Annotated in this window: 1 protein-coding gene (only partly in view); it reads right to left on the bottom strand. The window is 70.9% G+C overall.

Annotated features, from left to right (window positions below; genetic code table 11):
- Positions 1–24,407, bottom strand: partial view of a WXG100-like domain-containing protein gene (locus tag E1288_RS04830; RefSeq protein WP_235883368.1) — the 5' portion only. Its footprint begins 14,272 nt before the window's first position; the window shows 24,407 of its 38,679 coding nt (coding positions 1–24,407); its start codon is at positions 24,405–24,407; the stop codon falls past the left edge of the window.

The raw sequence follows: 24,407 nt of genomic DNA, 5'->3' as shown, positions 1-24,407 counted from the left end.
AAGACCTCGTCCGCACGGGGACGGTCGCCGGTGATCTTGTCGAGCTCCTGGAGTGCGGCATTCCGCACCCGGGGACTCAGGGTTCGGTCGCCCAGGATGCTGACGAGCTCGTCGTACCGGTCGTTTTGCTGGTGCTGCGCCTTTTCCTGCAGACGGTGCGGAACGCTGGACACCGAGTCACCCAACTCGTTGACCAGCCGTGTGCGCCTCATCAGCAACCACATCCGTTCCCGGATGTTCCCGTTGCGGACCACGGCTTCGAGGTGCTCGACCGTGAGCGGGACCGCACCTGGTTGGTTCTTTCGGCCTCCGGCCAGGAGGTGTCGCTGCCGGGGTGGCACGTCGTCCCACACCAGTCGCACGAGCTTGCCCATTTCTCGGTTCACGCTGTCGAGGCCGGAGAGAACACGCGCCAGCCTGCTCTCGAACTCCGCAGCGCGCTCCGAGTAGACGATCTGAGCCCGGGTCCAGGCTTCTCCGCTCCAGGGCCGGTAGGTGCTCGTCGACGGGACTACGGCCGGGAGTTCCTCGACGTCGATGCGCACCGTCCGGCGGGGGTCGGCCAAGCCGGCGCCGGATTGGCTCGCGTGATCCCGGATGGCGATGTCCTTGGCGGAAACGCCGTGCCGCGACCGGTCTCCGAGCTCCCGTTCGAGTTCCTTGCGGAACTCCTTCTCCACGTCCTTGAACCGGCTTCGCATGGATTCGGCGGCGGCGTTGCCGGGAGTGGGCGCGAAATGCCCGGTGATGGTGATCCGGGGAAGCGGCCGGCCGGCACCTGCCGCGCGGATGGCCGCCTCGGCGACCTCCCGGGCGAGCTCCCGCACCCGCTGGAGGTCCGCCGGCTGCTCGCGCAGCCTCATCACGCCGGAGGCGAAGACGACCTCCACCGGAGCGATGCCCGGCGGCGCGGCGTCGGGCCGCCTGCCCCGGCCGGGGGGCATGCCTCCGCTGGTCCGGCGAATGCCGAGCGTGCGCGCGATCTCCCGCGCGATCTCGGTCATCGAGGTCGCGGATTCCGGCTCGCCCTTCCGCAGGGCCAGCGACTTCGCCGCGACCGAGCGGACGACCAGCCCGTACAGCGCCTGGTAGTTCCGGTCCGCTGACGTGTAGGCCGTCTCGTCGAACTTCGGCAACTGCGCGACGTGCGCGACCTCGTCCGAGGCTTCGGTGATCAGGGCGGCTCGCTGCTCGGACGGCAGGTCGTCGAAGGCGGTCCGCTCCCACTTGTAGGTCTCGCGCAGTGCCTCGATCCGCTCGGGCGGCACGACGAACCCGGACGGCGACCGCACCTCGTTGCCATCTGGCGGAACATCGAAGTCCACAGTGGACGTGCCCGCGCGATCGGAGATCTGCCGCTGCAGATCCAGCTCCGCGTTCCGCCACGCGGCGTGGGCGCCCTCGGCCGACCGCCGGGTGTCCTCGACTTCCGCCACCAGGTCGGCGATCCGGTCCTGGGACGGAGCGAGATCCCGGGCCGCCTGGTCCACCCGGGCACGCAACCGGTCGACGTGCGCGTCGGCTTCCTCCACCTCCGCCCGCGCCGTGGCGAGTTCGGCGGCCGATTCGCTCCGCTCGGCCCGGACCTGGTCCAGCTCGCGGGCCAGGTCGTCGAGCGTGGCCGGATCGAGGTCGGCCGTTTCCTTGAAGCGGCGGTCGATGTCCGCCTCTGCGTCCGCCAGCGCCGCCATCCGGTCCTGGTGGTGGTTCTCCGCGTCGGTCAGCGAGTCTGCGGCGGCCACCCTGGCGGCGCGGGCCCGCTCAAGGTCCGCTTCCGCGCTCCGAAGCGCCTCGTCGAGAGGAGCTCGGTCCGCCTCCTGGGCTTCCAAGGCGCGCTGGGCCTGCTCGGCCTCACTCTCCCGCTCGCGCCAGCTCTCGTTCGCGTCGAGCGCGGCCTGGGCAGCGCTCAGCGCTTCCCCATCGACCGGTTCGGGCTCAATGCCTGCTTCGCGTGCCTCGGCGGCGAGGTGCTCCTCCACGTCGGCCGGGTTCGCCGGATCGAAGCCCCACCTGCGGGCCTCGGCGTCCGCCCGGCGGAAGCCGAGAACCACCGACGGTCCGGTCCAGTCCGATGTGACACCGCCGAATCCCGGATCCGCGGTGTCGGCGGGCAGACCGTACGACTCGCGCAGCAAAGCGTAGGCGTCCTTGTAGTTCGCCCACGCTTCGTCGGCCGTCGCGGGGAATCCGTCGCGCTGCTTGGCGAGATTCGGCACCACATCCTCGTCGCGCAGCAGAACCAGCGCTTCGTCCAGGAGTCCCGGCGATGGCCGACGGACCGAATCGAATGCGGCGGAACTCACCGCAACTGCGGACGAGTCCTGGTGTTCATTCCCCGGCTCACCAAGCGATTCCGCTCCGACCGGGCCCTCCTGTCCCGATGCGGCGGCGGATTCCGCCCTGCTCGCCCAACTTGCGGGGGCGAGGCCGTAGCCGTTCGCATCCAGTTCGGCGGGGCCGATCTCCAGCAGCTCCGCCGCGCCACCCGGCACCTCCGCCTGCACGTAGAGCCCGGTGTCCGGCGCCACTCGACCGACCACCACGGCGCTCAGCGGCTGTACACCAGACGTGCCTCGCAAAGCCGTGAGCACGGCGGCCCAGACCAAGTCCGTGTGCCCCGCAGCAGCCCCGCCTGCCACCAGCTCGTGCATGTCGACCAGGTTCAGCACGCCGTTTTCACGCAGGCCGGGGAGCAATGCGTGGTAGGTCGTGAACGCGCGGTCCACCACGCTGTGCAGCGGAAGCTCGGCCGCGTAGAGCTTCCGCATGTCCTCGTGCAGAGCGCCCCACGCCCGCAGTTCACCCAGGACGGCGTCGAGCGTGGGGTTGTGCTCGCGCTCGGTGGCGATGCCCTTCAGCTCCCACTGGACGTCTGCGACGAGGTGCCCGTCCGGGCGGCGGCTCGAAGATCCGACTTTCAGGAAGCGCGCCGCGCTCCTGGGAATCGCGACCGACACGGCTCGGCCGGTCTCCGGATCCACCTGGCCGTACACCAAGGTGTGCGGGGGTCGCAGGGCAGCCGTGCGCCGCAGGGACAACATCGCGGCGACCCACGACAGGCTGTTGTTTCCCGACGCCGCGACTTCGGCCTTCACCTGCTCTTGCACGCGGAGCAGGTTCAGCACGCCGTCGTCGCGAAGGTCCGGAAGAAGCGCGTCGTGCATCTTCACCGCGCGATCCACCACGTTGAACAGCGGGAGCTCGGCCGCGTAATGCTTGCGCAAGTCCTCGTGCTTGGACCGCCAGGTCACCATCGCGTGCAGGACGTCCTGCAGCGTCGGGCTCTGCCCCGGCGAGGAACCGCCGAACGTGATGACGAGCCCACCTGCTGATTCGAGCAGCGCGTGGCCGCCTCCGGCGTACGACAAGTCGCCGACCGTGTGCGTTGACGCGTTGACAACGACTTGGGGGAACAGCGAACGCACCGTCCGGTAGAAGTCGGCCGCTACACCGGAATCGCGGTCGCGTGCCGCGTGGCAGACGAGCAGGTTGATCGTGCTCAGCCCGCCGAGCCCGGCCACCGCCTGGAATTCGGGCGTCGACAGCACGGCTTTGGCCAGCACGGCACCTCGAACACCGACCTTCCGCTGGGCCGTCGGCTCGTCGCCCTCGCCGACCATGATCTCCGCGAGGCGGAACCGGTCTCCCGGGGGGCTCCCGTGGGTGGCGACGGCGAAGACCTCTCCCCAGTCGTGCGTCTTCAGTTGCGGCGCAGGCACGCTCAGCAGGTGTTCGTCGGAAACGGGTTCTTTGGTATCAGAGGCGCGCGCCACGTAGTACGGCTTGCCTGGGCTCTGTAGAAGACGCTGGAACCCTTCAGTCGCGCCGTCGTCGGCACGGGCGAACCCGACGCCGAGGACGCGACCGCTGCTGTCGATCAGCGGCCGCCTCCGGAGCTGGCCGGTGGCGAAGTAGCTGAGCTCGCCGTCCGCGTCGAGTGCCGGGAGGACCTCCTGTTCCGGCGTGGCGTACTGGGCCGGGCCCGACTCGTCGCGGTTGATGTTCAGCGGGCCGAACGCCCCGCGCAGGTAGATCGCCAGCTGAACGGCGTTGCGCTCCGGGCTCGCCGAATCCGCGTCGAGGGTGAGCTGGTGCGCGACGAGGTTGACGATGTGGGCGTACACCAAGTCGTGCTCGGTGGGGTTGTGGTAGTCGATCACGCGCTCGCCGTGGTAGATCGCGACGATCCGCCCGGCTCGCTCCGCCGCCTGCTCGGGCGCCGGCACGTCGTGCAGGCGCTCCGCGATCGCCAGCCATGCCCGGGTGTCGCCGATGTCCTCGGGCCAGTGCCGCGGCCTGCCATCGCGCGCAACGCCGCTGCCGCCGGAGATGTCCGGCACGACCCCGTCGGAGGAGAAGGCTCCGCTGGTGTTTGCGGGGCGGTAGCCCGACTCGTGGAGATCGTGTTCGGCTCGCTCGAAATCCGCCAGCGCGGTGCGGATGTCGACATCCTCGGAATCGTCCTCAATGGACAGGGCGGTGTCGGGTCGGCCGCCGGGTTCGGGGGCCGCGACGACCAGGGACACCAGGTCGCGCCCGAGGCCGCGAGCCGCCCGCAGCCGGGCGTGCGCGGTCAGGTAGTCGGCAAGCACCACGTCGGGCGAACCATCCGTGCTCGGCGGGGTCGCGTCTCGCCGGAGGATGATCTCGCGGCCGGTCGACGGGATGGCCAACACGGTGACCGGTCCTTCAACCGTCGCGGGATCGATCGTCACGCTCGGCTTGCCGGGCGATGAACCCGGCCGCTGGTTCAGCGCCGCCGTCAGCGCGGCGGCCACGTTCTGGCGGCGCGCCGCGCCCTGGTCACCGCCGCCGCGAACCAGCAGGTCCGTCGCACCGGAGGTCACCAGGTGCGCGAAGAACTCGTCCACGGCGGGCGAGTCGACGTCACCGTCGTCGGTGAACTCGACGACCAGCTCCGCGGCGATCGAAGGTGTCTCCGGCGGTTCCGGGACGGGCGCCGGGTGCTGCTCGGCCTCGTCGGCGAACCTGACCCGCCGGGGCCGCGCGACGTCCGCCGGAGCCGCTTGCTCAGGTGCCTGGGAACCGTCGACGGTGACGATCACCTGCTCGGCCGGGACCGAGGCGGCCGAGACCGCAATGCCGAACCGGACTTGGCCGCGGCCGATGCGCGCGCTCGGGTCGAGATCCGCCTGCGCCGCCGCCAAGTTGTGGTCGATCGCGAGGGCCAGCACCGCCGCCGCGGCCTCGCGGCGAGCGCGCCCCAGCTCCGGGCCGCCGCCCTCGACCACGACCACCGGCATGGCCAGCCCGGCCCGGTGCCGGGCGAGGATCGCATCCGCGATCTGCTCGGCCTGCGTGTTCAGCCGATCCAGGTCCGCCGGCGCGGTCGTGCCCGGATCGAAGTCGTGCGCCACGGAGCGCCGCGAGCCGGGGAACTGCGCGTGCTGCTCCGGGGCTGGCACAAGCGTGGCATCGAACCAGAAGTCGCCCGGCCGGCCCCCGGCGAAGACCAGCATGTCCAGCAGTTCGATGACGGGGCTGTTCCCCACCGGCAGGATCGCCACGGTCCTGACGCGTTCGGCCAAGTCGGCGTCGGCGGCGATGGCCGCGACCGCGGCGCGCAGCACGAGGCCCGGCTCGGCGTGCCGGTTCGCCAGCGACACCACCTTGTCCAGCCGGAGTTCGCCCGCCCGGTCGATGTCCTCGCGCAGCTCGGCGCGGATGCGCAACGCCAGAACCAGCGTGCCCTCGGCGTCGGACTCCGGGATCAGGCCGGTGGAACGCAAGCTCGTGGCCCGGTCCTCGGGCGCGTGCTGGACCAGCACGGCCAGCTCCGCCGCCCGGTCGCGCAGCGTCGGCCCGGCATCGAGCGCGCCGGATTCGAGGTCGCCGTGCGAGGGATCCGGGTGGAAGCTCGCTCCCGCGACCAGGCCCCGGTCGGTCAGCCGGGACTCCGGGAGGATCGCGAGCCACTTCTCCGCCTCGGTCGACACGTTCGCCGCGCCGTCGGCGCGAACGGGCAAGGTGACCGTGCGGATGGCGTCTCGCCACGCCGCCTTCCGCGCCACGGTGGCCACCGCGGCCTCCAGGACGACCGCCCCGCGCGGATGGTCGCCCAACAACCGGCTCACACCCGCGAAGTCCAGATCCCCGCGTGCCCGCAGACCTCGCGCGAAGGTCTCCACGACCTCGCCGACGAGGGTGTCGAGGTCTTCCTTGGTGGGCACGCGGTCGGGTTCCTGCGGTGCCGCGCGGTGTTCGGCGCCGTCGGCCACTGCCAGGTCGCCGAGTCTCGTCGCGGCGGCAACGGCCGATTCCACCGCCGTCTGCGCGCGGCCGGTGCGGGCGGCGCGGAGGAGTTCGCGCTCCAAGAAGTCGGCGAACGGGTTGCCCTGCGATGCGGCGATCACCACCGGCGCCGTGTCCGCCGCAGGTGCGGCGATCTTGAAGCCCTTGGTCGTGTCCACCGCCGCGGCCAGCGACGACAGGTCCCCGATCGCGTACTCGCCGGGTGCCACCACGCCGCCGAAGCGCCGCAGCACCTCGGTGGCGAGGAGCGAGCGCGCCAGATCGCGTCCGGCGTCGACCTCGTTGTCCAGCGCCGCCGAGAACGCGTCCTGGGCCGACATCGGCGACTCGCTGCTGAAGATCTCGTCGACGTTCACCACGACGAAACCCAGCTCGTGCGCGCGCCGGTCCATGGCACGGATGGCGTCCAGCTCGGTGGCGACCGTCCTGGCCGCCGCGAACAACTCGCGGGGAACGTCGGTCAGCAGCACCGGGGTCCAGCCCTGCTCGCGCGCGGTTCGCGCGGTGATCTCCAGGTTCTCCCACGTCGTCTCGTCGACAACCGGCCCGCCCAGCATCGGGACGTGGACGGCCTTCACCAGCTCGCGGTCCGCGGTCGCAACGACGGTGTCCGGCCGCGAAGCAGGCGCGACGGTGTTGCGCTCGGGAGCGGGCCGACCGAGGTCGAGCGCCTCGAAGAAGGCCACCTGCCGGTCCGGCGCGAGGTCGCGGTGGTCCAGGCCGGCCAGGAACGGCGGCGGGACGATGGGGCGGATCGCGCCGGTGACACCCTGGAAGCGTTCCTCCGCTTCCGCGGACTGCTGAGACCTGGCGAGATCGAGCGCGGAGTGCCGCTCCAGCTCTTGCGCGGCCGCGAGGTCCTCGTGGTACTTCGCCTTCGCCGCCCACCAAGCGGTTTCCGCCTCGCCCGCCGCCGCGCGCAGCTGTGCGACGTCCGCGCCCGTGGCGAGCGCCGATTCGACCGCGTCGACCGCGTCCGCCCACGCCTTGCTCGCGCGGGCGAGGTCGGCGACGGATTTCGCCAGCGCCGACGGGAGTTTCCCGGCCAGCTGCTCGGCCGCCGCGTCCCGCATGCGGACCAGGTAGGCGTTGTCGACGGCCAGTTCGGCGACGCCGGTCTCCGAGCCGCCGCCCGGTTTCTTCGCCACGGCGCGGAATTCGACGTCGGCCAGCAGGCCGCGGGTGGTGAGGTCGGGGTGCGTCACGCGGTGCGTGGCCTTGGGATCGCGGCCGGTGGTGCTCTCGGTGGTCGCCGAAGCGTTGAGCACCAGATCCGGCCGAGTCGCCGGGCCTGATCGCTCCGCCACGCCGACCACCTGCACCGAACCGAAAGGTTCCTGCTCGCCCTGCGGGTGCTCGGAGCCGCCTCCGCCGCGGGCGAACACGGTGGACGAGTAGGTGCTGCCGGCGCTGAGTCCGACCGCGTCGCTTTCGCCTTCCCCGAGGAAGCTGTCCATCTCGACCCGTCCGCTGGCGGAGGCCAGCTTCGGGTCCGGCTTGAGGCGGGCATGCAGCTCGACGATCCGGTCGAGACCGGCGACCGGGAAGCTGAAGCGCCCCGACCGCATGGTGGGCAGGCCCGCCTTCACCGTGGCCGGGGTGATGGCGTTGTCCACCGCGAGCGCGATCCGGGTGTCGATGCTCACCCCGGAGTCGACCAGCGCCAGCTTCGCCGCTGCGCGGAGCGTCTTGACCATGCCGAAGTAGTGCTCGATCGAGTAGTCGCCCGAGCCGGGCAGCGAGAGGCTGCGTTCCGCGTCCTGCCGCCACTTCGCGAGGTCGTCGGGATTCCCGGCCGCGGCGGGCAGCGCCCGGATGCCGTGCTCGGCGCCGAGGGATTCGGTGCTGCCCGGCGGCAGGAACGTCTCCTCCGCCATCTTGCGGACCTCGACCGGCCGCGCGACGACGACCTTCGCGATCTCCTCGCCGTGGACGTCGGTCAGCTGCTCGGCGTCGAAGCCGAGCTTGCGGACGATCTTGACGGTGACCTGGACGTTCCCGTCGAAGACGCCGACCGGGCCGCGGATCGCGCCGTAGGAACCGGCGGTGTGGTTCTGCACCGACGTCTCGGAGTGATCCTGCGACACGTGGACGTACCCGACCGAGCCGCCCGGGGCCAGCACGCCGGAGCTCGGCGACGAGTCCGCCTGCTTGAACTCGCCCTGACCGCGGAGCACCCCGGTGACGTCGAGGATGTTCCGGCCGGACTGCTCCTGCCCGGTCTCCTCGATCGACACGATGTCGCGGGCCGCGAGCTTGCGGACGATCTCGACCCGGCCCCCGGCGGGCGGCTCGGCCCAGCCGCCCTCGATGCTGAGGACGTAGGTGCGGCCGCGGAAGCGGAGTTCCAGGCGCAGCGGCGTTGACGAGCCGCCGTTCATCACCGCGGCGAACATCCTGTCCACATTGGACAACTGCTCGTCGGCGACCCTGGTGTTGTCGTGGGCGCTGGTCAGCGGCGAGCGCGGGAGCAACTCGTCCGCGGCTTCCGGGCCCAGCGCGGTGACGACCTGCTCCCGCAGCAACGGCAGGACTTCGCTGATGTCGAGGTGCCCGTCGACCGCACCGATGCCGAGCGAGACGCCGTTGCCCACCAGCGATGGCGGCGGAGGCAGCTCGCGGCTTTCTCCCCCTTCGGCGGGCGCCGGGCTCCGGGCCTCGCGCGGGATGTCCGCCAGCGCGTCGGCCTGCTCCTGGGTCAACCACAGCAGCACGGAGTCGGGCAGCTCGAACCGCTCGCCCGCCGAGCTCACCGGTTCGCGGCCCACGAATTCGAAGGTGTCCACGTTGCCGCGGGCCTGCGACTCGGCCACCACCGACGCTTCGACACCGACCGAGAACAGGAACCGCCTCGACGGCAGCGGCGTGAAGTGCGTCTTCGACGTGCCGCGGAGGGCCAGGGCGCGTTGGCTGCCCCACCGCGCGTTCCACGGCGAGAACCGGAAGATGAACACCCCGGAGGGCGCGCCCTTGATGTCGTCCGAGAGCTGGGCGGCATCGCCGCTGATCAGGTCGAAGTTCGTCACGTCGGGCTCGAACGTGACCTGGCCGCCCTTCGACGCCGCCACCGAGGTGCCGCCAACCGTGGTGTTCTTGGTGCGCTGGTACTCCTCGGGCCCGAGCCTGCGCGGCCGGATCGGCTTGAGCGTCACGCCGATCCGGGCGTGGGTGTCGGCGCGGCGGCGGTCGTGGTGCAGCCCCTCGATGGTGTGCCTGCCGAACATCCGCGGATCCTTGCGGAACGCCTCCGGCGACAGCTTCTCCTCGATCAGCTCGGCGTTAGACCCCACGCGGTCCAGGAACACCTCGTCGCCGGTGGCCTGCCCGAGCATCCGGTAGGCGGCGTCGACGAGGTGCTCGGTGCCGGCGACGGTCAGCACGTCGGCCCCCTCCAACGCGCGATCGCCCTTCGGGAGCTCGTCGATCAGCGTGCCGGTGGGCAGCTGTTCGACCGCGGCCGGCTCGACGACCAGCTCGGCGGGTGCCTCGGCGGTGGTCAGGTGATCGGGGACCAGCAGCTCGACCGGTACCCGCTGCTCGTGGTCCGGCCCCAGGCCGCGGTGCTCCCCCACCAGGCGAACCGGCCGGACGTCGAGCCGGTCCCGTCCCGGGCGGCCGGGGGTGAGGCGGCGCAGGAGCTTCGTGGTGCGCGTGTGCGAGTCCAGCTCGGGGGTGATCACCAGGTCGGCCTTGAAGTGGCGCAGCGGCGTCTCGCCCTGCCCACCGGTCGGGCCGAAGGTGCCGCCGTGCTTGTGCTCGGTGACCTTCCCGGTGTCGTTGCCGACGTCCACCGCACTCGACCAGGTCCGGCCGAGGCGGACGGTGGCCAACAGGATGTTCGTGGCCTTGCCGAGCACGTTGGTGAGCCGGCCGTGCGGCCCGATGCCCGCGGCGGTCGACCTGTTCGCGGAGAACCCGCGGGTCTCGTACTCCTTGGTCCTGGTCTCCGTCGTGGAGTCGTGCACGCCGATCTGCAGATCGCCGTCGACGAGGTCCCGCATCGTGGCCTTGAGCCGGACGGTGACCACGGTGTCGGTGAAGGTCCCCTGCTTGACCAGCGGGATGACCAGGCCGGGCCCGAGCATCCGGTCGACGAGCTGCATCAGCTGCTTGTCCGACATCCGGGACTTGGCCTTGCGCTGGCGCCGGGTGATGTCGTTGATCAGCGGCTTCAGGCCGGCAGCCAGGTCCGGGTCGTCGAAATGCTTGATGAACTCCGACGAGCTGAAGTGGTACAGGCGGTGGTCGGGGACCTTGCGCAGCGTGTCGGCGATCGCCGCGTAGATCCGGTCGCGGCCCCGGAACGCGTGGATCTTGGCGCCCGCGGTCGACAGGCCGGATTCCAGGTGCGCAGGCGCGTACCGCTCGCGCGCGTCCTTCGGCCGGTACTCGGGTGCGTGCTCGTCCGGTCCGGCCGGGTCGATGAGGCCCGAAGCCAGCGCCCGCTCGCGGGTGGCCCACTGATAGCCGTTGAGATCGCCCTCCAGAAACACCGGCGGCCGGCCGATCACCCGGACCTGCAGCCGGTAGACGGTCCGGTAGCGGACCAGCCGGCCGGTGAAGTCGTGCTCGAAGCGGATGCCGGTCTCCCGCTTGAACCGGCTGCCGAAGATGCGCTGGTGGCTGAAGTCGATCGCGCCGCCCAGCGTCACCAGGAACGCGCCGATGGTCATGAATCCGCCGTAGAACAGGCTGAAACCGGTGCGGCGCTTGGCCTTCTTGCCGTCGGTGCGGGCGGTCTTCGTGTTGTCCCAGTCGAGCAGGTACGGCGCGTCGTCGGTCTCCTCGATGATCTCCACGCGGCTCGGCACCGCGCGCATCTCGACCACCGACCCGTTGCGCAGCTGGTCCACCGGCGGGCTGTCCGGCCCGGCGAACAGCGGCTGCGAGCGCCGCCAGCCGCTGTCCGGGGAGCCGGCCGGGTCCGCCGCGACCATGCCCGTCAGCTCTGCCTTGATGTTCGTCCGGTGCAGGAATTCCTGCAGCGCCTCGCGACCCGGCGCGCCGATCGCAGTCACGTGCTCCGGGAGCATCCGCGCTACCTGGTCGAAGAACGACGAGCCCGCCGGGGTGTCGACGAGCAGCTCTTCGAGTGCGAAGTCCTTCGGCGGGGCCGACGCGACGGGTTTGAGCCCCTGCCCCGAGTTGGACCGCGCGGTCTTGGGATGCCCGAATCGGAACCTGCCGCGCAGCCCGGGCTGTTCCCCGTGCCCGGTCGTGCCGACGACCGTGCCGCGCGCGTCTCGCAGCTCCAGCTCGTAGGACACGTGGGCCTCGGACTTGCGCACGTCCAGGTCCAGCACGAGCGCGGCCCGCTTGTGCTCCTCGGAAACGTCCCGCTGGGTCTGGCGGTTGACGTTGGTGGTGCCCGACAACGTCGCCAGGAACACCATCGGCGGCGACGCCGTCATCAGCACCGGCACCGTGGCCGACGGTTCCGCCGAGTACTCGGAATGCGCCTCGTGGAAGCGCCGGTAGCGGGTCTCCGGCGGATAGGTCCAGCGCGGTCTTCCCTCCAGTGCAACTGCTTCGTCCCAGTCGAGGCGGGCCCGGACGATCAGCTCGTGGGGCTTGCCGTCGACCTTCACGCCGAACCGGCGGCCGTCGCCGAGCAGGCTCGCCACCTCGTTCCGCATGGCCCGTTGGACGTGCCGCAGGCCTCGGAGCCGGTGCGTTCCGCCACCGCCGGGTGCCGACTTGGTCAGCGTCCGCGGCCGCGGCGGCAGCATGCTGCGGAACGCCGGGCCCACCTCGATCCCGTCGACCGGGAGGTACTGGACGGCTTCGCCCAATCCCTCGCCGTCGACGAGGTAGTCCGGCATTCCGCGCAGGACGTCCGCGGCCGGACTCACCTCGCCGGTATCCGTCGTCTCAGCGAGTCCGAGGTCGACGAGTCCTTCCTCGTCGACCTCCAGCTCGACCGGCTGGTCCGGCTCGCTGCGCAGCGTCGTGGACCACTTCGCGTTGTCCGGCCAGGACTTGTAGGACGGCGTGACCTCCCAGGTGGGCGTGGCGCGGACGCGGTAGCGGGTGCTGCCGTCCGGTGCTTCGAACGATCCGAGCAGCTGCCGGTCGTGGAGATCGACCTTGACCGCCAGCTCCGACAGCGCCCCCTTGCCCGCGATGACGTAGCCCCGAGCCGAGAGGGCCTCGCGCAGGTGCTGCCACAACCGGCTGGGATCGGTGGCATCCATCGCGCGGCGGATGCTCTGGACTCCGGCTGGCGGCCGGGTCCTGCCGTCGCGGCCGGGCGGGTCCGCCGGGTAGAAGATCCGGTTCAGGGTTCGGTGCAGTTCCACGGCGGGTGCCGGGGTGGCCGCGATGTGGGCTGACGGCCTGACCCCGGCTCCCGTGCGCGCCTTGCGGAGCGGCTTCGGCCCGACGCGCACCGGTTCGCCCACGGCCGGTGCCGGGAGCGCCTCCGCTGCCGCGACGGCGGAGTCGACCGCGCCGGGGATGACCACCTCGCGGCTGAACTCGCCTTCCGGCGCGTGCAGGTTGATCCGCAGGTCGTGGCTGAACTCCGCCAGCTCCTCCGTCACGACCTCGGCATCCGCAGCGGTGCTGGGGCCGGAGCTCGCCGCGAACAGTCCTGCGGTGAGCCTGGTGAACCAGCTCTGCGAGGTCGGCGCGGACTGCCGGATCCCGCGCCGGGCGCCCCGGTAGGCGCCGGGGCCGAGGGTCGCCCGCACGACGACGTCCTGACCGACGACGCCCAGCGGGGTCCGCACCTGCACGCGCACGGTCAGGCCGCCGTTGAGCATGGCGTCCAGCGCGCTCTTCGGCGACCTGTCCGCATCCGGGCCGAACAGGTCCGCGATCGCCCGCTCGTTGAACTCGGCGGTGCTCACCGGTGCCGCCCGCGTGGCGGTCGCCGCGCGGACGGCCGCCCTGATCGCCGAAATCACCTTGTCCAGGAACGTCTTCCGGGGCTGCAGCGTCCGGTGCCGGTCGTTGACCTCGGCCGCGATGGACCCGGCGATCCACCGGAGGGTCGCCGCTTCGTCGTGGAACTCCACCGAGCCACGCCCCTGCCCGATTCCGTGCGGAGCGCGGTACGAGGAGACTTCTCCAGTCGCGGCGGGAAGCTGACCGTCCGAATGGGATTCGTCCGAAGTGGAAGCCTCCGGTACGGCAATGGTCGTTTCTGACCGCCACGAATCGTCGATCCCGTGCTCGTCCGGTGATGGTGTGGACTCCGTCGGACCGGGACCCGCCCCGAAGTACGCGGGGCCCTGGGTGATCACCGGAATTTCCTGCCGCACGATCTCCGCATCGATCGCCCCGTCGATCCCGGCGTCGCCCACCTCCTCCGGGGTGCGCAGGCGGCCCGGCGCCCGGTACCGGCCGTGCTCGAACTTCCGCCGCGCCGGGTCGTAGTCGAGGAACTCCCGCGCCCGGTCCGGCAACCGCACCTGGAAGTCCAGGTGGGAGCCGTGGCGGGCGGGGCGCTCGCTGAGGACCTCCCGGACGTACCAACCGTCGGTCACCGAGCGCACCTGGCCCGCGAACGCCGGCACCGAAGCGATGAACTCGACCGCCGCGTTCCAGACCAGCCCCGGCTGGGGGTGCCGCATCACGGCGTCGGCCACACCGGCCAGGTGCAGATCACCCTTGCGCTTGACCAGGTCGCGGACGAGGGTCTGCACGACCTGCTTCGTGAGATCCAACGTCGTGGCGCGCGGCACCGAGGCGGGCGTGGGGCGCGGTTGCTCCTTGAGCCAGCTGACGCCCTCGCCCACGGAGATGTAGTCCATCTTGGGTATCTGCCCGATGTTCTCCAGGAGGCCGACCGTTTCGGCGACTTGTTCGAGCAGGTTCGGCCCGGTCCGGTACATCACGGACTTGCGCCGGATGGCGGTCTTGAAGGTCTCCCGCTCCCCCTGGTGGGCCTTCGGGGCGAAGGCCATCATCAGGTCGTCGGGCCTGCGGTACGCGCGACGGATCTCGTCGAGGTAGATCTGCGCGAGGGGGTGGCCCTTCGGCATCGCGAAAGCGCTGTTGCCCCAATAGCTCTCCGGCATCGCGAAGGCCAGGCGCGTCTTCAGGAAGTCAGCCTTCGCCGGCAGATCGCCGACGGCGTTGTCGCCATCGGTGTAGATGCCGCCGAAGCGCCGCAGGATCTCCAGGCGGAGGATGTCGCTGGCGGCGGCGTACCCGGAGCCGGTCTGCTTCGCCATCTCGACCGCGTAGAACTCCTGCAGTTCCATCGGCGCGGAGCTGTTGAACACCTCGCCCACGTTCACCAGGGCGATGTTGTTCTCCCGGGCCCATTGCGCCATGGACCGCACGTCGTCGTAGGAGATCAGGCCGGCGAAGCCGGTCTTGCCCGCGGCGGCGTCCTCGAACACCTGGCGCGGCACGTCCGTCCACAGCACCGCCTGGACCTTCCCGGCGTTGCGGGTCGCGGCGGCACCGAAGTTCTCGCGGAACGCCCGCATGGTGCCCGAATCGCGCAACGGACCGCCCAGCCAGATGCCGCTCATCAGAGACGAGAAATCCAGCTTCTCCGGCAGTGGCGGCAGATCCGGCTCGAACGCCCAGTTCTCCCTGGCATCGTCGCTCGGCTCGACGACGACCGACAACCGCGCGTCGGCCGCGGCGAACCGCGCCGGCGCCATCTCCTCGCGCGTGGGCCGCGTGCCCGCCGCCATGTCCAGCGCGCGCAGGAACTCCACCGAGCCGGCGCCATTCAGAGCCGAATAATCCTGGCCGGCCAGGAATTCCGACGCGTCAGGCGCGCCACGGAGCTCGAAGACGTCCGGCCCCGAGTTCGGGGCGTCCAGCAGCAGGCTGCCGCGATCGAGCGTCGGCACGGGCAGGTCCGTGGTGACGGCCGCCGCCTGCAGATCGGCCAGCAGTTCCCCGGCCGATCGGTACGGGTCCTGGCTCAGTCCGGTCTGCTCGTCGTGCGGGCCGGCGTGCCAGAACCCGGCCGTGTTCTCGGGCGCGCGCGACCACTTCGCGATCAGGTCGCCCAGGTAGGCGGCGCGGAGTGGCGCCTTCTCCCGCAGTTCGTCCGGCTCGACGAAGTAGTACATCACCGCTTCGGACAGGTCTTCCGAAGCATTCGTCGCGCCGTACAGGGTGATCGGCGGCTCGCCCTTGAAGTTCGGCCAGTCGTCCGCGGTCCACGCGCCGACGGCCTCGTTGAACGCCACCCGGTCCTCGCGCTCCAGGGATTCCGCGATCATCTCGGCGTCGTCCTCGTCTGCGAACAGCTCCTGGTTCCGCTGCCAGATGTCGGCGATCGCGTCGGCGTGCCGAGGCGCCACGGCGCGGAAGCCGTCCAGGTCGTTGCGCGCCGCTTCGATGGACGCGATGAGGTCGTCCTTGGGGGTCGTCGCGCCCCCGTGCGGCAGCTCTGCGCCGTCCACGAGGATCGGCCGCCCGTCGGCTCCCCATGTGCCGAACGCGCGCGCGTAACCGGGGAGGGCGTAGGCGACAGCGCCGTGGGCCACTTCGTGGGTCACCAGCTTCTCCACCCCGCGTTCGGGGTCTTCGAGCCCGGCCGTCCCGCCGGAGAACAGGGTGAACGTCCCGACCTCGTCGATGTACTCGCCCTGCGCGGTGAAGTCGGCCCCGTCGGCGTCGAGGCTGAAGGTGACCGCACCGACCGATCGAACCTCCTGCGCTTCGCCGGCGCGCGCGGAGTTCGCGCGGCGGGCTCCGAGGATCGGTGCGAAGTGCTTGAGCGCGGCCCGGATGCCGCGCAGTTCTTCGAGCTTCCACGGGCGCGGCCGCACGGCTTCGACCTCGATCTGCGGCGCGTCCGGGTGCCTCTCGGCCTGGTACCTCGCGCCGAGACCGGAATTGAGCACGACGCCGTATTCCCGCTCGATCTCGCTGGCGATCTCGGCGGCAACGTGCGCGAAGGCCGTGGCGTCGACATCCTCCTCCACATCGACCTGCTCGGCACGCCACCCCGGCAGGTCCGTGCCCCAGGAGGCCAGCTGCCGGTTGATCACCACCCATCGCGACAGGTCGTAGGCGGCCTGGTTCCGGTCCTCGGGATCGGCGTGCTCGTCCTCCTTCAGCTGCAACCCGACGAGCGCTATGAGGCCCCGGATCCTGGTCCGGTTGATCTCCGCTGCGGGGTTGTCGTCATCGCTGTCCTCGGACAAGGCGTCCTGGTCGATCCCCGTCGCGACGTGCGCGGCGATCCGCAGGTGGTTGCCCTCTTCCGGCGGCAGTGCGGCGAGATCGTTGCGTGCCTTCGCGAGCCGGACGTCCCACGCGGCGTCCCATTCCGCCCTGTTCCGGAAGTTCGACGGGTCCAGGTCCGCGAAGATCGCCGCGAAGTCGCGCCCGTGCGAATCCTCCGGCAGCGGTGTCGGGATCCGGAAACCACCGTCGTCCTCGGCATCGCTGTCGTCCACGGCCGGATTCGCGCTGAACGTCGCGAGGTTCGAGCTCGTGCGACGATCACCGGGAGTGGCATCGACGGCCTGTGAGGAGGCGGAGTTCGGTTCCGTCGCCCACCTGGCCTTGCGGACGACATGCCCCTCCGGGCCGTCCACCTCGGGACCGACCGCCACCAGCCGTGCCGCATCTGGTGGCACCGGCACGGGCACGAAGGTGCCGGTCGCCGGGTCGATCAGGCCGGTGATCACCGAACGGACCGGCGGCAGCTGCGGATCGAGGCGCAAGGACTCCAGTGCAGCGGCCCACGCGATCCCCGCGTTCTCCGCGCCGGCCTCGGCTTCGGCCAGCTCCTGCACGCTGAGCAGGTTCAGCATGCGGTGGATGCGCATGTCCGGCAGCAGCGCCTGGTGGATCGCGTACGCGCGATCCACCGCGTCGAACAACGGGAGTTGCGCGGCGTAGTGCGTGCGCTCGGCCTCGCGCACGGTGTGCCAGCTCCGGAGCGATTGGAGGACTTCGTCGAGCGTCGGATCGTGTCCCGGTGACCGGCCGCCCAGGGTGATCAGCGATCCGCCGTTGGCCACCATCCAAACGCTGCGATGGCCGACCTCGATCGTCCCGATCGCGTGGGTCGAGGCGTTGACGACGACTCCGGGGAACCGCGAACGCACCTCCCGGTAGAACTCGGCCGCCACACCCGATTCGCGGTCCCGAGCCGCATGGCAGACCATGAGGTTGATCTTGCGCAACCGGCCGAGGGTGGCCACCGCCTGGAATTCCGGCGAGCGCAGCATGATCCTGGCCAGCTCGGCCCCCTGCACCTCAACCTCCCGCCAGGCGGTCGGCGCACCCTCGCCGACCATGATCCGGGCGAGGCCGCGCCCGATCTCAGGAGCGTTCCCGTGGGCGGCGAGCGTGAAGGACTCGCCCGGCTGCCCCGTCTCGATCTGCGGTGCGGGGATCGGGAGCAGCTCGGTGACGTCGCCGGGGCCCTCGCTTCCGTTCGTGGACGCGTAGAGGAACGACTGGCCGGGGCCGTCGAGGTACCGCTGGAGCAGGCCGCCGGCCGAGTCGGAGCCGTCCGCGAAAGCGACTCCGACGGCACGTCCGCGCCGGTCCACCAGCGGCCGCATCTGAACCCGGTCGCCGGTGAAGTAGCGCTGCTCGCCCTTCGAATCCAGGCCCATCGAGCGCTCGCCGACTTCGTCCGGCACGGCGTCGTCCGAGGAGAACGTGGCCATGTCACGGGTGGGCCAGTGCCCCGTCGGCGTCGGAATCCGGAAATCGCCGGCGGACTCGCCGTCCTCGGCCCGGTCGGGGTCTCCGGGCGGCGGGGACGGAATGCGGAAGTGATCGGCCGAGTCGTCATCCGGGGCCAGGTCGGCCACGTACTCGGCGAGGTCCACGTGCTGCGCCTGCGACAGCGCAACGGCGATCTCCGTGACGGAGTAGCCACCGTTGAAGAGGTCGTTCAGCCGCCGATCGATGACAGGCCGGAATCCGTGCTCCAGCAGGAGCAACTGGAGCAGCAGGAACACGTTGAGGCGGCCGTTGCCGTCCGCGAACGGGTGCAGCACGTGGAGGTTTCGCACGAGCTGCCCGATCGCCTGGAGCTTCGCCTGATCGTCCTGGGCGCGGTCGACGGTGGTGCGGAACTCCTCGAACATCGCGTCGACCAGGGGCGGAGTGTCCTCGGCGTCGTACATGGTGTGCACCATGGGGACGCCGTTCTCGTCGCGCTGGTGCACGGTGAGCGGCAGCGGACGGCCTTCCTCGTGTGCCTCCCCGTACTCGTCCAGGCTCGACATCAAGGGCCTGCCGGCCACCCGCAGGTTCAAGACCTCGTCATCGGGCGTGGACATCCCCAGGCCGAAGGACACCGAGCTCTCGTCCACGCCGATGACCTCGAAGTCGCCCTCGGTGCGCCGGGTGACCAGCCCGTGCAGCTCGGCGTATTGCGTCCAGCCCATCCGCGAGATGCGCACGTGGTCGCCGTCGAGCACCTGCGCGAACGCATCGAGCAACGATTCCTTGAACCCTGGCGAGAGATCCTCGTCGTACATCGACGCGGGATCGTCGGGATACCGCTCCATCGCCTCCCGGTGGTCGAGTGGGTTGATGATGAACAGCCACTTGTGCTCGTCGGCGACGACATCCGAGAAGTACCGATGCTCGGGCCGGTGCGCCGGGCCGTCACCCGAGAAGTACTGCGGCTCCAGCCGGTGCGCCTGGCCGCCATCCGCGAACAGATCGTCGAGGAAAGCGGCCCGCAGTGGAGCTTTCGTCCGCAGCGCACGCGGGTCGAGGAAGTGGTACATGACCGCGTCGGCGAAGTCTTCCGAAGGATCGGTCGCGCCGTACGCCGTGATGGGCTGCTCGCCCTTGAAGTTCGGCCGGTTGTCCGCCGTCCACGCGCCGACGGCTTCGTTGAACGCGGGCAGCTCGTCGATCAGCGCATCCGCGATGACTCGGGCGTCATCCGGCCTCGCCGGAGGATCGGAGAACTCTGGGTGGCGCCGCAAGATGTCGTCGATCGCGGCCGCGTGCCGCGGCGATCGGGCACGGAGATCCGCCACGTTGGTGAGCGCCGCGCGAATTGACCCGGCGAAGTCCGTCAACGCGGTCGGAGCGTCGTCGTGCGGGAACTCGGCGTCGTCCACGAGCACGGGATAGCCGACGGAGTCCCAGGTGCCGACCGCATCGCGGAAGGCGTCGAGGGCATCGTCGAGCAGCCCGTGGGTCAGCTCGTGGGTCCCGACCGCTTCGATCGACTTCGGGCCGCCCCCGAAACCGCCCAGCGCGAGCGCGCCGCCGTAGAGGTTGAACACCCCCTCTTGCTCGAAGTACTGCCCGTTCGCCGTGATGTCGACGCCCTCCGGCGAGAGCCCGAAGGTGACCGCGCCGACCGCCTTGACCTCCTGAGCGATGCCCGCGCGATCGGAGTGGGCGCGCTGCGGGCCGAGGATGTGCGCGAAGTGCGAGAGAGCCGCTCGCAGGCCGCGCAGCTCGTCGAGCTGCCAAGGTCGCGTCCGGATCGCCGCGATGTCGTGGGCGGGTGCGGGCGAGAGGCGCGTGGGCACCGCGCGCACTCCCCTGGCGGAATCCACCACTACCCCGTAACGGCGGCGGATGTCGTCCAAGATGCCGACGGCTTCCGCGATAGCGTCGCCCCGGTCGACGCCAGGTGGGATTTCCAGCGACTCGGAAGCGTGCGGGCCGGGCAGCGGGACTCCCCACGAGGCGGTGCGCCGCGCGATCACCAGCCGCCGTGCGAGATCGAACGCCTGCGTGCTGCTGGATTCCTGCAGTTGCAGGGCGACCATCGCCATCACGCCCCGCAGCCGACCGAGTTCGGCATCGCCGTGGGCTCCGAACGCGCCATCGCCCGCCGCCCACGTGTGCCGCGGGATGCCGACGGCGCGGTAAGCGGCGTTGAGCAGCGCGTTGGATTCGTCTCTCGGCAGCAGCGCCAGTTCGTGAGCCGCGTCGGCGAGTACCCGGTCCCACGCCGCGTTCCACTCTTCCTTGCCGGCGAAGTTCGACGGGTCGAGCCGAGCGAGGATCGTCGTGTGGTCGCGAAGATCCTCGCCGGTCGGCTCCCCCGACTCGGCCACCAGCGCACCCAGTTCCACGTCATCGCGGGATTCCTGGCTGTAGACGCTTACGTCATCGTCGCTGGAATCCTGGCTGTACACGCTTACGTCGTCATCGCTGGATTCCTCGCTGTACACGCTTACGTCGTCGTCCGCGGTCAGGGTGCGGACGTACTCGTCGAGGTCCTGGCCCTGCACCGACTGCAGGGCATCGGCGATCTGCTGGGCGCTGTGACCGCCGTTGAACAACGCGTGGAGGTCCGGGTGGACGACCGGGGTGAAGCCGTTTTCGAGCAGCAGCCTCGGCAGCAGCAAGTAGACGTGGAGGCGGCCGTTGCCGTCCGTGAACGGGTGGAACACGTGCAGGTTGCGCACCAGCCGCCCGATCGCGATCAGGCGGGAGCGCCCGTCCTGCGCCCGTCCCACCTCGCCGCGATAGCCGTCGAACATCGCGTTCACGACATCCGGGGTGACATCCGACCAGTAGGTGGTGTGGATGACCGCGGCGCCGTCCTCGCCGGTGTTCGCATAGGTGAGGAGCGGCGGCGTGCCGTTCTCCAGCCTGACCGCGCGGTACTCGTCGATCGAGGCGATGAGCGGGCTGCCGAGGACGGTCTCCCGGAGCAGGTCCGGCGCGGGGGCGTCCGCCCCCATGCCGAAGAGCGTCCAGCCGCCGTCCGCGCCGGTCAGACCGGGGTTCAAGACCCCGCCGCGGGCCAGCCGCCCGTGCAGTCCGCGGTACGCGTCCCAGTCGAGCGCGGTACCCCGGACCAGGTCGCCGTCCAGCACCTCGTCGAACGCGGCGAGCATCGCGTCCTGGAAACCCGGCGACTGCTGGTGGTCGTAGAGCGAGCCGGGGTCGTCGGGGTGCTCTCGCAGCGCCGTGGCGTGGTCTCTGGAATCGATGATGAACAGCCACCTGTGCTCGTTCGCCACGACATCCGAGAAGTACTGGTGCGGTGCGGGCGCCGCGTTGGCGCCCACCACCACCGGATCCGCGTTGGCACCGGCCGGGGCCGGGAGCGCGGGTGCGGCGCTTTCCGTGCGCAGGGCGGGCCGTTCCGGCTCGATCGCGCGCGCCTTGCCCTTCGATTCCGGCATGGGCGCCGGGCGCAGACCACCGTGTTCAGCAACGTAATCCGCGATCTCGGCGGGGCTCGGGGCGGGCGGCATCACCGATCCCAGGACCGAATCGCCACCGCCGCCGATGTCCCGCAGCGGAGTGCTCATGAAGTAGGTGATCCCGCCGAAATCCGGTACCGGGCCGGCGACCTGGGCCTCGCCGCTGCCGGTCAGCACGAGCGTCGTGCCTTCCGCGGCGGACACCCTCGTGGTCAGCACCGTGCCGACAGGGAAGGCTTCGTCGCGCGGGTCGTAGCCCGCGACGAACCGGATTTCGTCCCCGTCCCCCGGACCGGTCGGCGCGGTGGCGTCGGCCCTGGCCGCGTCGACGTCCGTCGTGAACGCGACGACGTTCGTGCCCTGCATGCCGAGATCCGGGTGCGCCTCCACGCCGAGCGACGTGATCGCGCCGTCCTGAACGTTGCGCCACCTCCGATCCCAGCTCGGCAGGCCGCGGTGCAGCACCAGCCCATCGCCCAGGTACGCCGACACCTGGTCGGCCAGCGCTCGTTTCCGGCCGCCTTCCACGACCGACGCGGCGATGAACAACGGGAAACCCCGCACCCGGTAGAAATCGCCGACCCGAACGGCGGGCAGGCTCAGCGCACCCAGCTGGATCACCGTCAGGGCGGAATCGGGTTCCGCCGAAGTGGAACCCGCACCGTCACGGACCGACTTCAGGAAGTCGCCGATGCCTCCGCCGCGCTGCCGGACGAGACCACCCGACACGAGCACCTCGGCCAGCTGCCTACCGGCCCCGGCCGAATCCTCGGGTAGCACGACGTCTCGAACCGCCTCGGATTCCCGCAGCTGCGCCAACTTCTCGGCGTCGACCTCGCCACCCGGCCACTGCCACCGCCGCAGCTGGGAGTTGAGCTCGGCGAGCACCGCCGTGTCGGCATCGGTCGCCCGCGCGACCGGCGGCGCCGCCACCTCGGTGGGCGGCGGTGTCGTGCCGATCCGCCCGGTGTCGTCCTTCGGTCCCGCAGTCCTGCCGCCGGTGACACTCCCCTGGATCGGCGCAGATTCCTGCTGTACAAAGGTTTTCGACTGCGCCACAGTGGACTGTCCGGCGGACGGCTGTCCAGTGCTGGACGGCGCCGTGGACTGTGCGCCTGGTGCCGTGGTCAGCTGCGTGGTCGGGCTCGCACCTGATGTGGCGGTCTGGCTCGCACTGGGTGCAGCGGTCGGGTTCGTACCAGGCGTGGCAGTGGGGCTCACACCGGGCGTGGCGGTGGGGCTCGCACTGGGTGCAGCGGTCGGGTTCACACCGGGCGTGGCGGCCGGGTTCGGCGGAGCCGTCGTGGTTTCGGCATTCGGCGAGTCGGCCGACTGCGGAACACTCGGCGCCGACGAGTCGGCCGCCAGTGGTGCACTCGACGACATGTCCGGCGCTTCGACCGCGGTCGACGGCGGTACCGGCCCGGGCGAGCCGGTGTCCGCTGCCATCGCGCCGGGCGAGGGCTGCGCGTTCTGCGACGGCACCGGCGACCCGGCCGCGGAATCCGGCTTCGGCGCGCTTGTCGTGCTCGGACCAGCGGAGTTCGCCGGTGACGATACGGCGGACGATGGGGCCGCGGATGTCCCAGCCGGGGCTGCTGCGGCCGGAGCCGCCAGGGCCGGACCTGCCGGCGAGGTCGTCACCGGCACCGAGGACGGCGGTGCCGCCGACGGCACCTCCGGAGAGAGGTGATTCGGCCGCCCGGGAGCCGCCGCCCGGGTGTCAGCACCACCCGAGGTGCCGGACTCGGCGGTCTTCGGCGTGCCCGGCTGGTCAGAAACGCCGGATCCCGGCGCATTCGCCCCGGAATCGCCGACGCCTGGCGAGGTTTCGGTCCCCCGGCCCGCAGTGCCACCACCGAGGTCCGAACCGCTGCCGCCCGGCCGATCCGTCGTCGTGCTGTTCGGAGCACCATGAGCCGCGCCATCAGCACCGGAATTCGCGGCGCCACCCGGCGAGTCCTGCACCAACGACCCCGGCGGCGGGTCACCCGGGCCATCGAACTGCGAATCCGCCCCGACGTCTCCATCCGGCACCGCGAACGTATCCGGCGGGCTCACATCGACGTTCGGGCTGCCCGGGGCGGCGAGCTTCTCGCCCTTGAAACCCCCCTGGCGGGAATGCTTCCAGTTGTGCAGGGCCCTCTCGCCGGTGCCCATCGCCAGGCCGTTGATCATGCCCTTCCAGATGTCGCCCGGGTCGCCGCCTTCCGGCACCGTGATGGCGCCGACGAACCCCTCGGTCAGCATCTCGATGACGCCCGCGGTCAGCGCCTTGCCTTGCCAGCCCGGCTTGAGGTGCTTCACCGCCGAGCCGAGGGCGTCGGCGAACGCCCCGGCGGCGGCGCCGTACTTGAACGCGTTGGCCGTGTCCTGCCAGTCCCACTCCTTGTCGCTCTCGAACTTCTGCCACGTCTGGACGATCCCGTCCTGGAAGACCTCCTCCAGGCCCTCGTCGATGGCCTGCTTCGTCATGCCGGCCACCACGGCACCGGCGATCCCGGTGCCCGTGGCCAGCGCGGCCGAGTCGAGCTGCTTGCCCGCGAAGCCCGAACCCACCTTGATGACGGTCTGCAGCGCCTTCGCGATCGCCTGCCCGAGCCGGGCGAAGATCAGCTGGATGATCCCGCGCATCATCCCGATGAACGGCCCGATCAGCGGCCATTCGAACGGGTCGCCCAACATGCGGGTGATCTCCGCGCCCGAGAAGGCGCACTGCACGATGATCGACAGCTTCGCGGCCTGGACGTTCAGCGAGTAGTCCCGCGCCATCGCCGCCAGATCGCGCGCGCCGCCCGCGTAGAAGGCGGGCTGTTCCGCCAGCTTCTCGCCGTAGCGCCAGAAAGCGCGGCCCACGGTCTCGTCGACGTTCCGCGTCACCTCGTTCAGCGCGGCGACGAGGCCGTCGACGACCCCGTCGAGATCGTCGGCGGCCTCGTCCAAGGCCTCCGCGATCTTCCACACGTCCCCTTCGAGTCCGGGTGGCCAGTCACCGCCCGCGATGATCCAGAGAACCCAGTTCAGCTCCTCCGGAAAGCGCAGGTTCCCCCTCAC

Origin of the sequence: Saccharopolyspora elongata (assembly GCF_004348985.1) — a bacterium.
GTDB lineage: Bacteria > Actinomycetota > Actinomycetes > Mycobacteriales > Pseudonocardiaceae > Saccharopolyspora > Saccharopolyspora elongata.
This window is presented reverse-complemented; position numbering and strand designations above follow the sequence as displayed.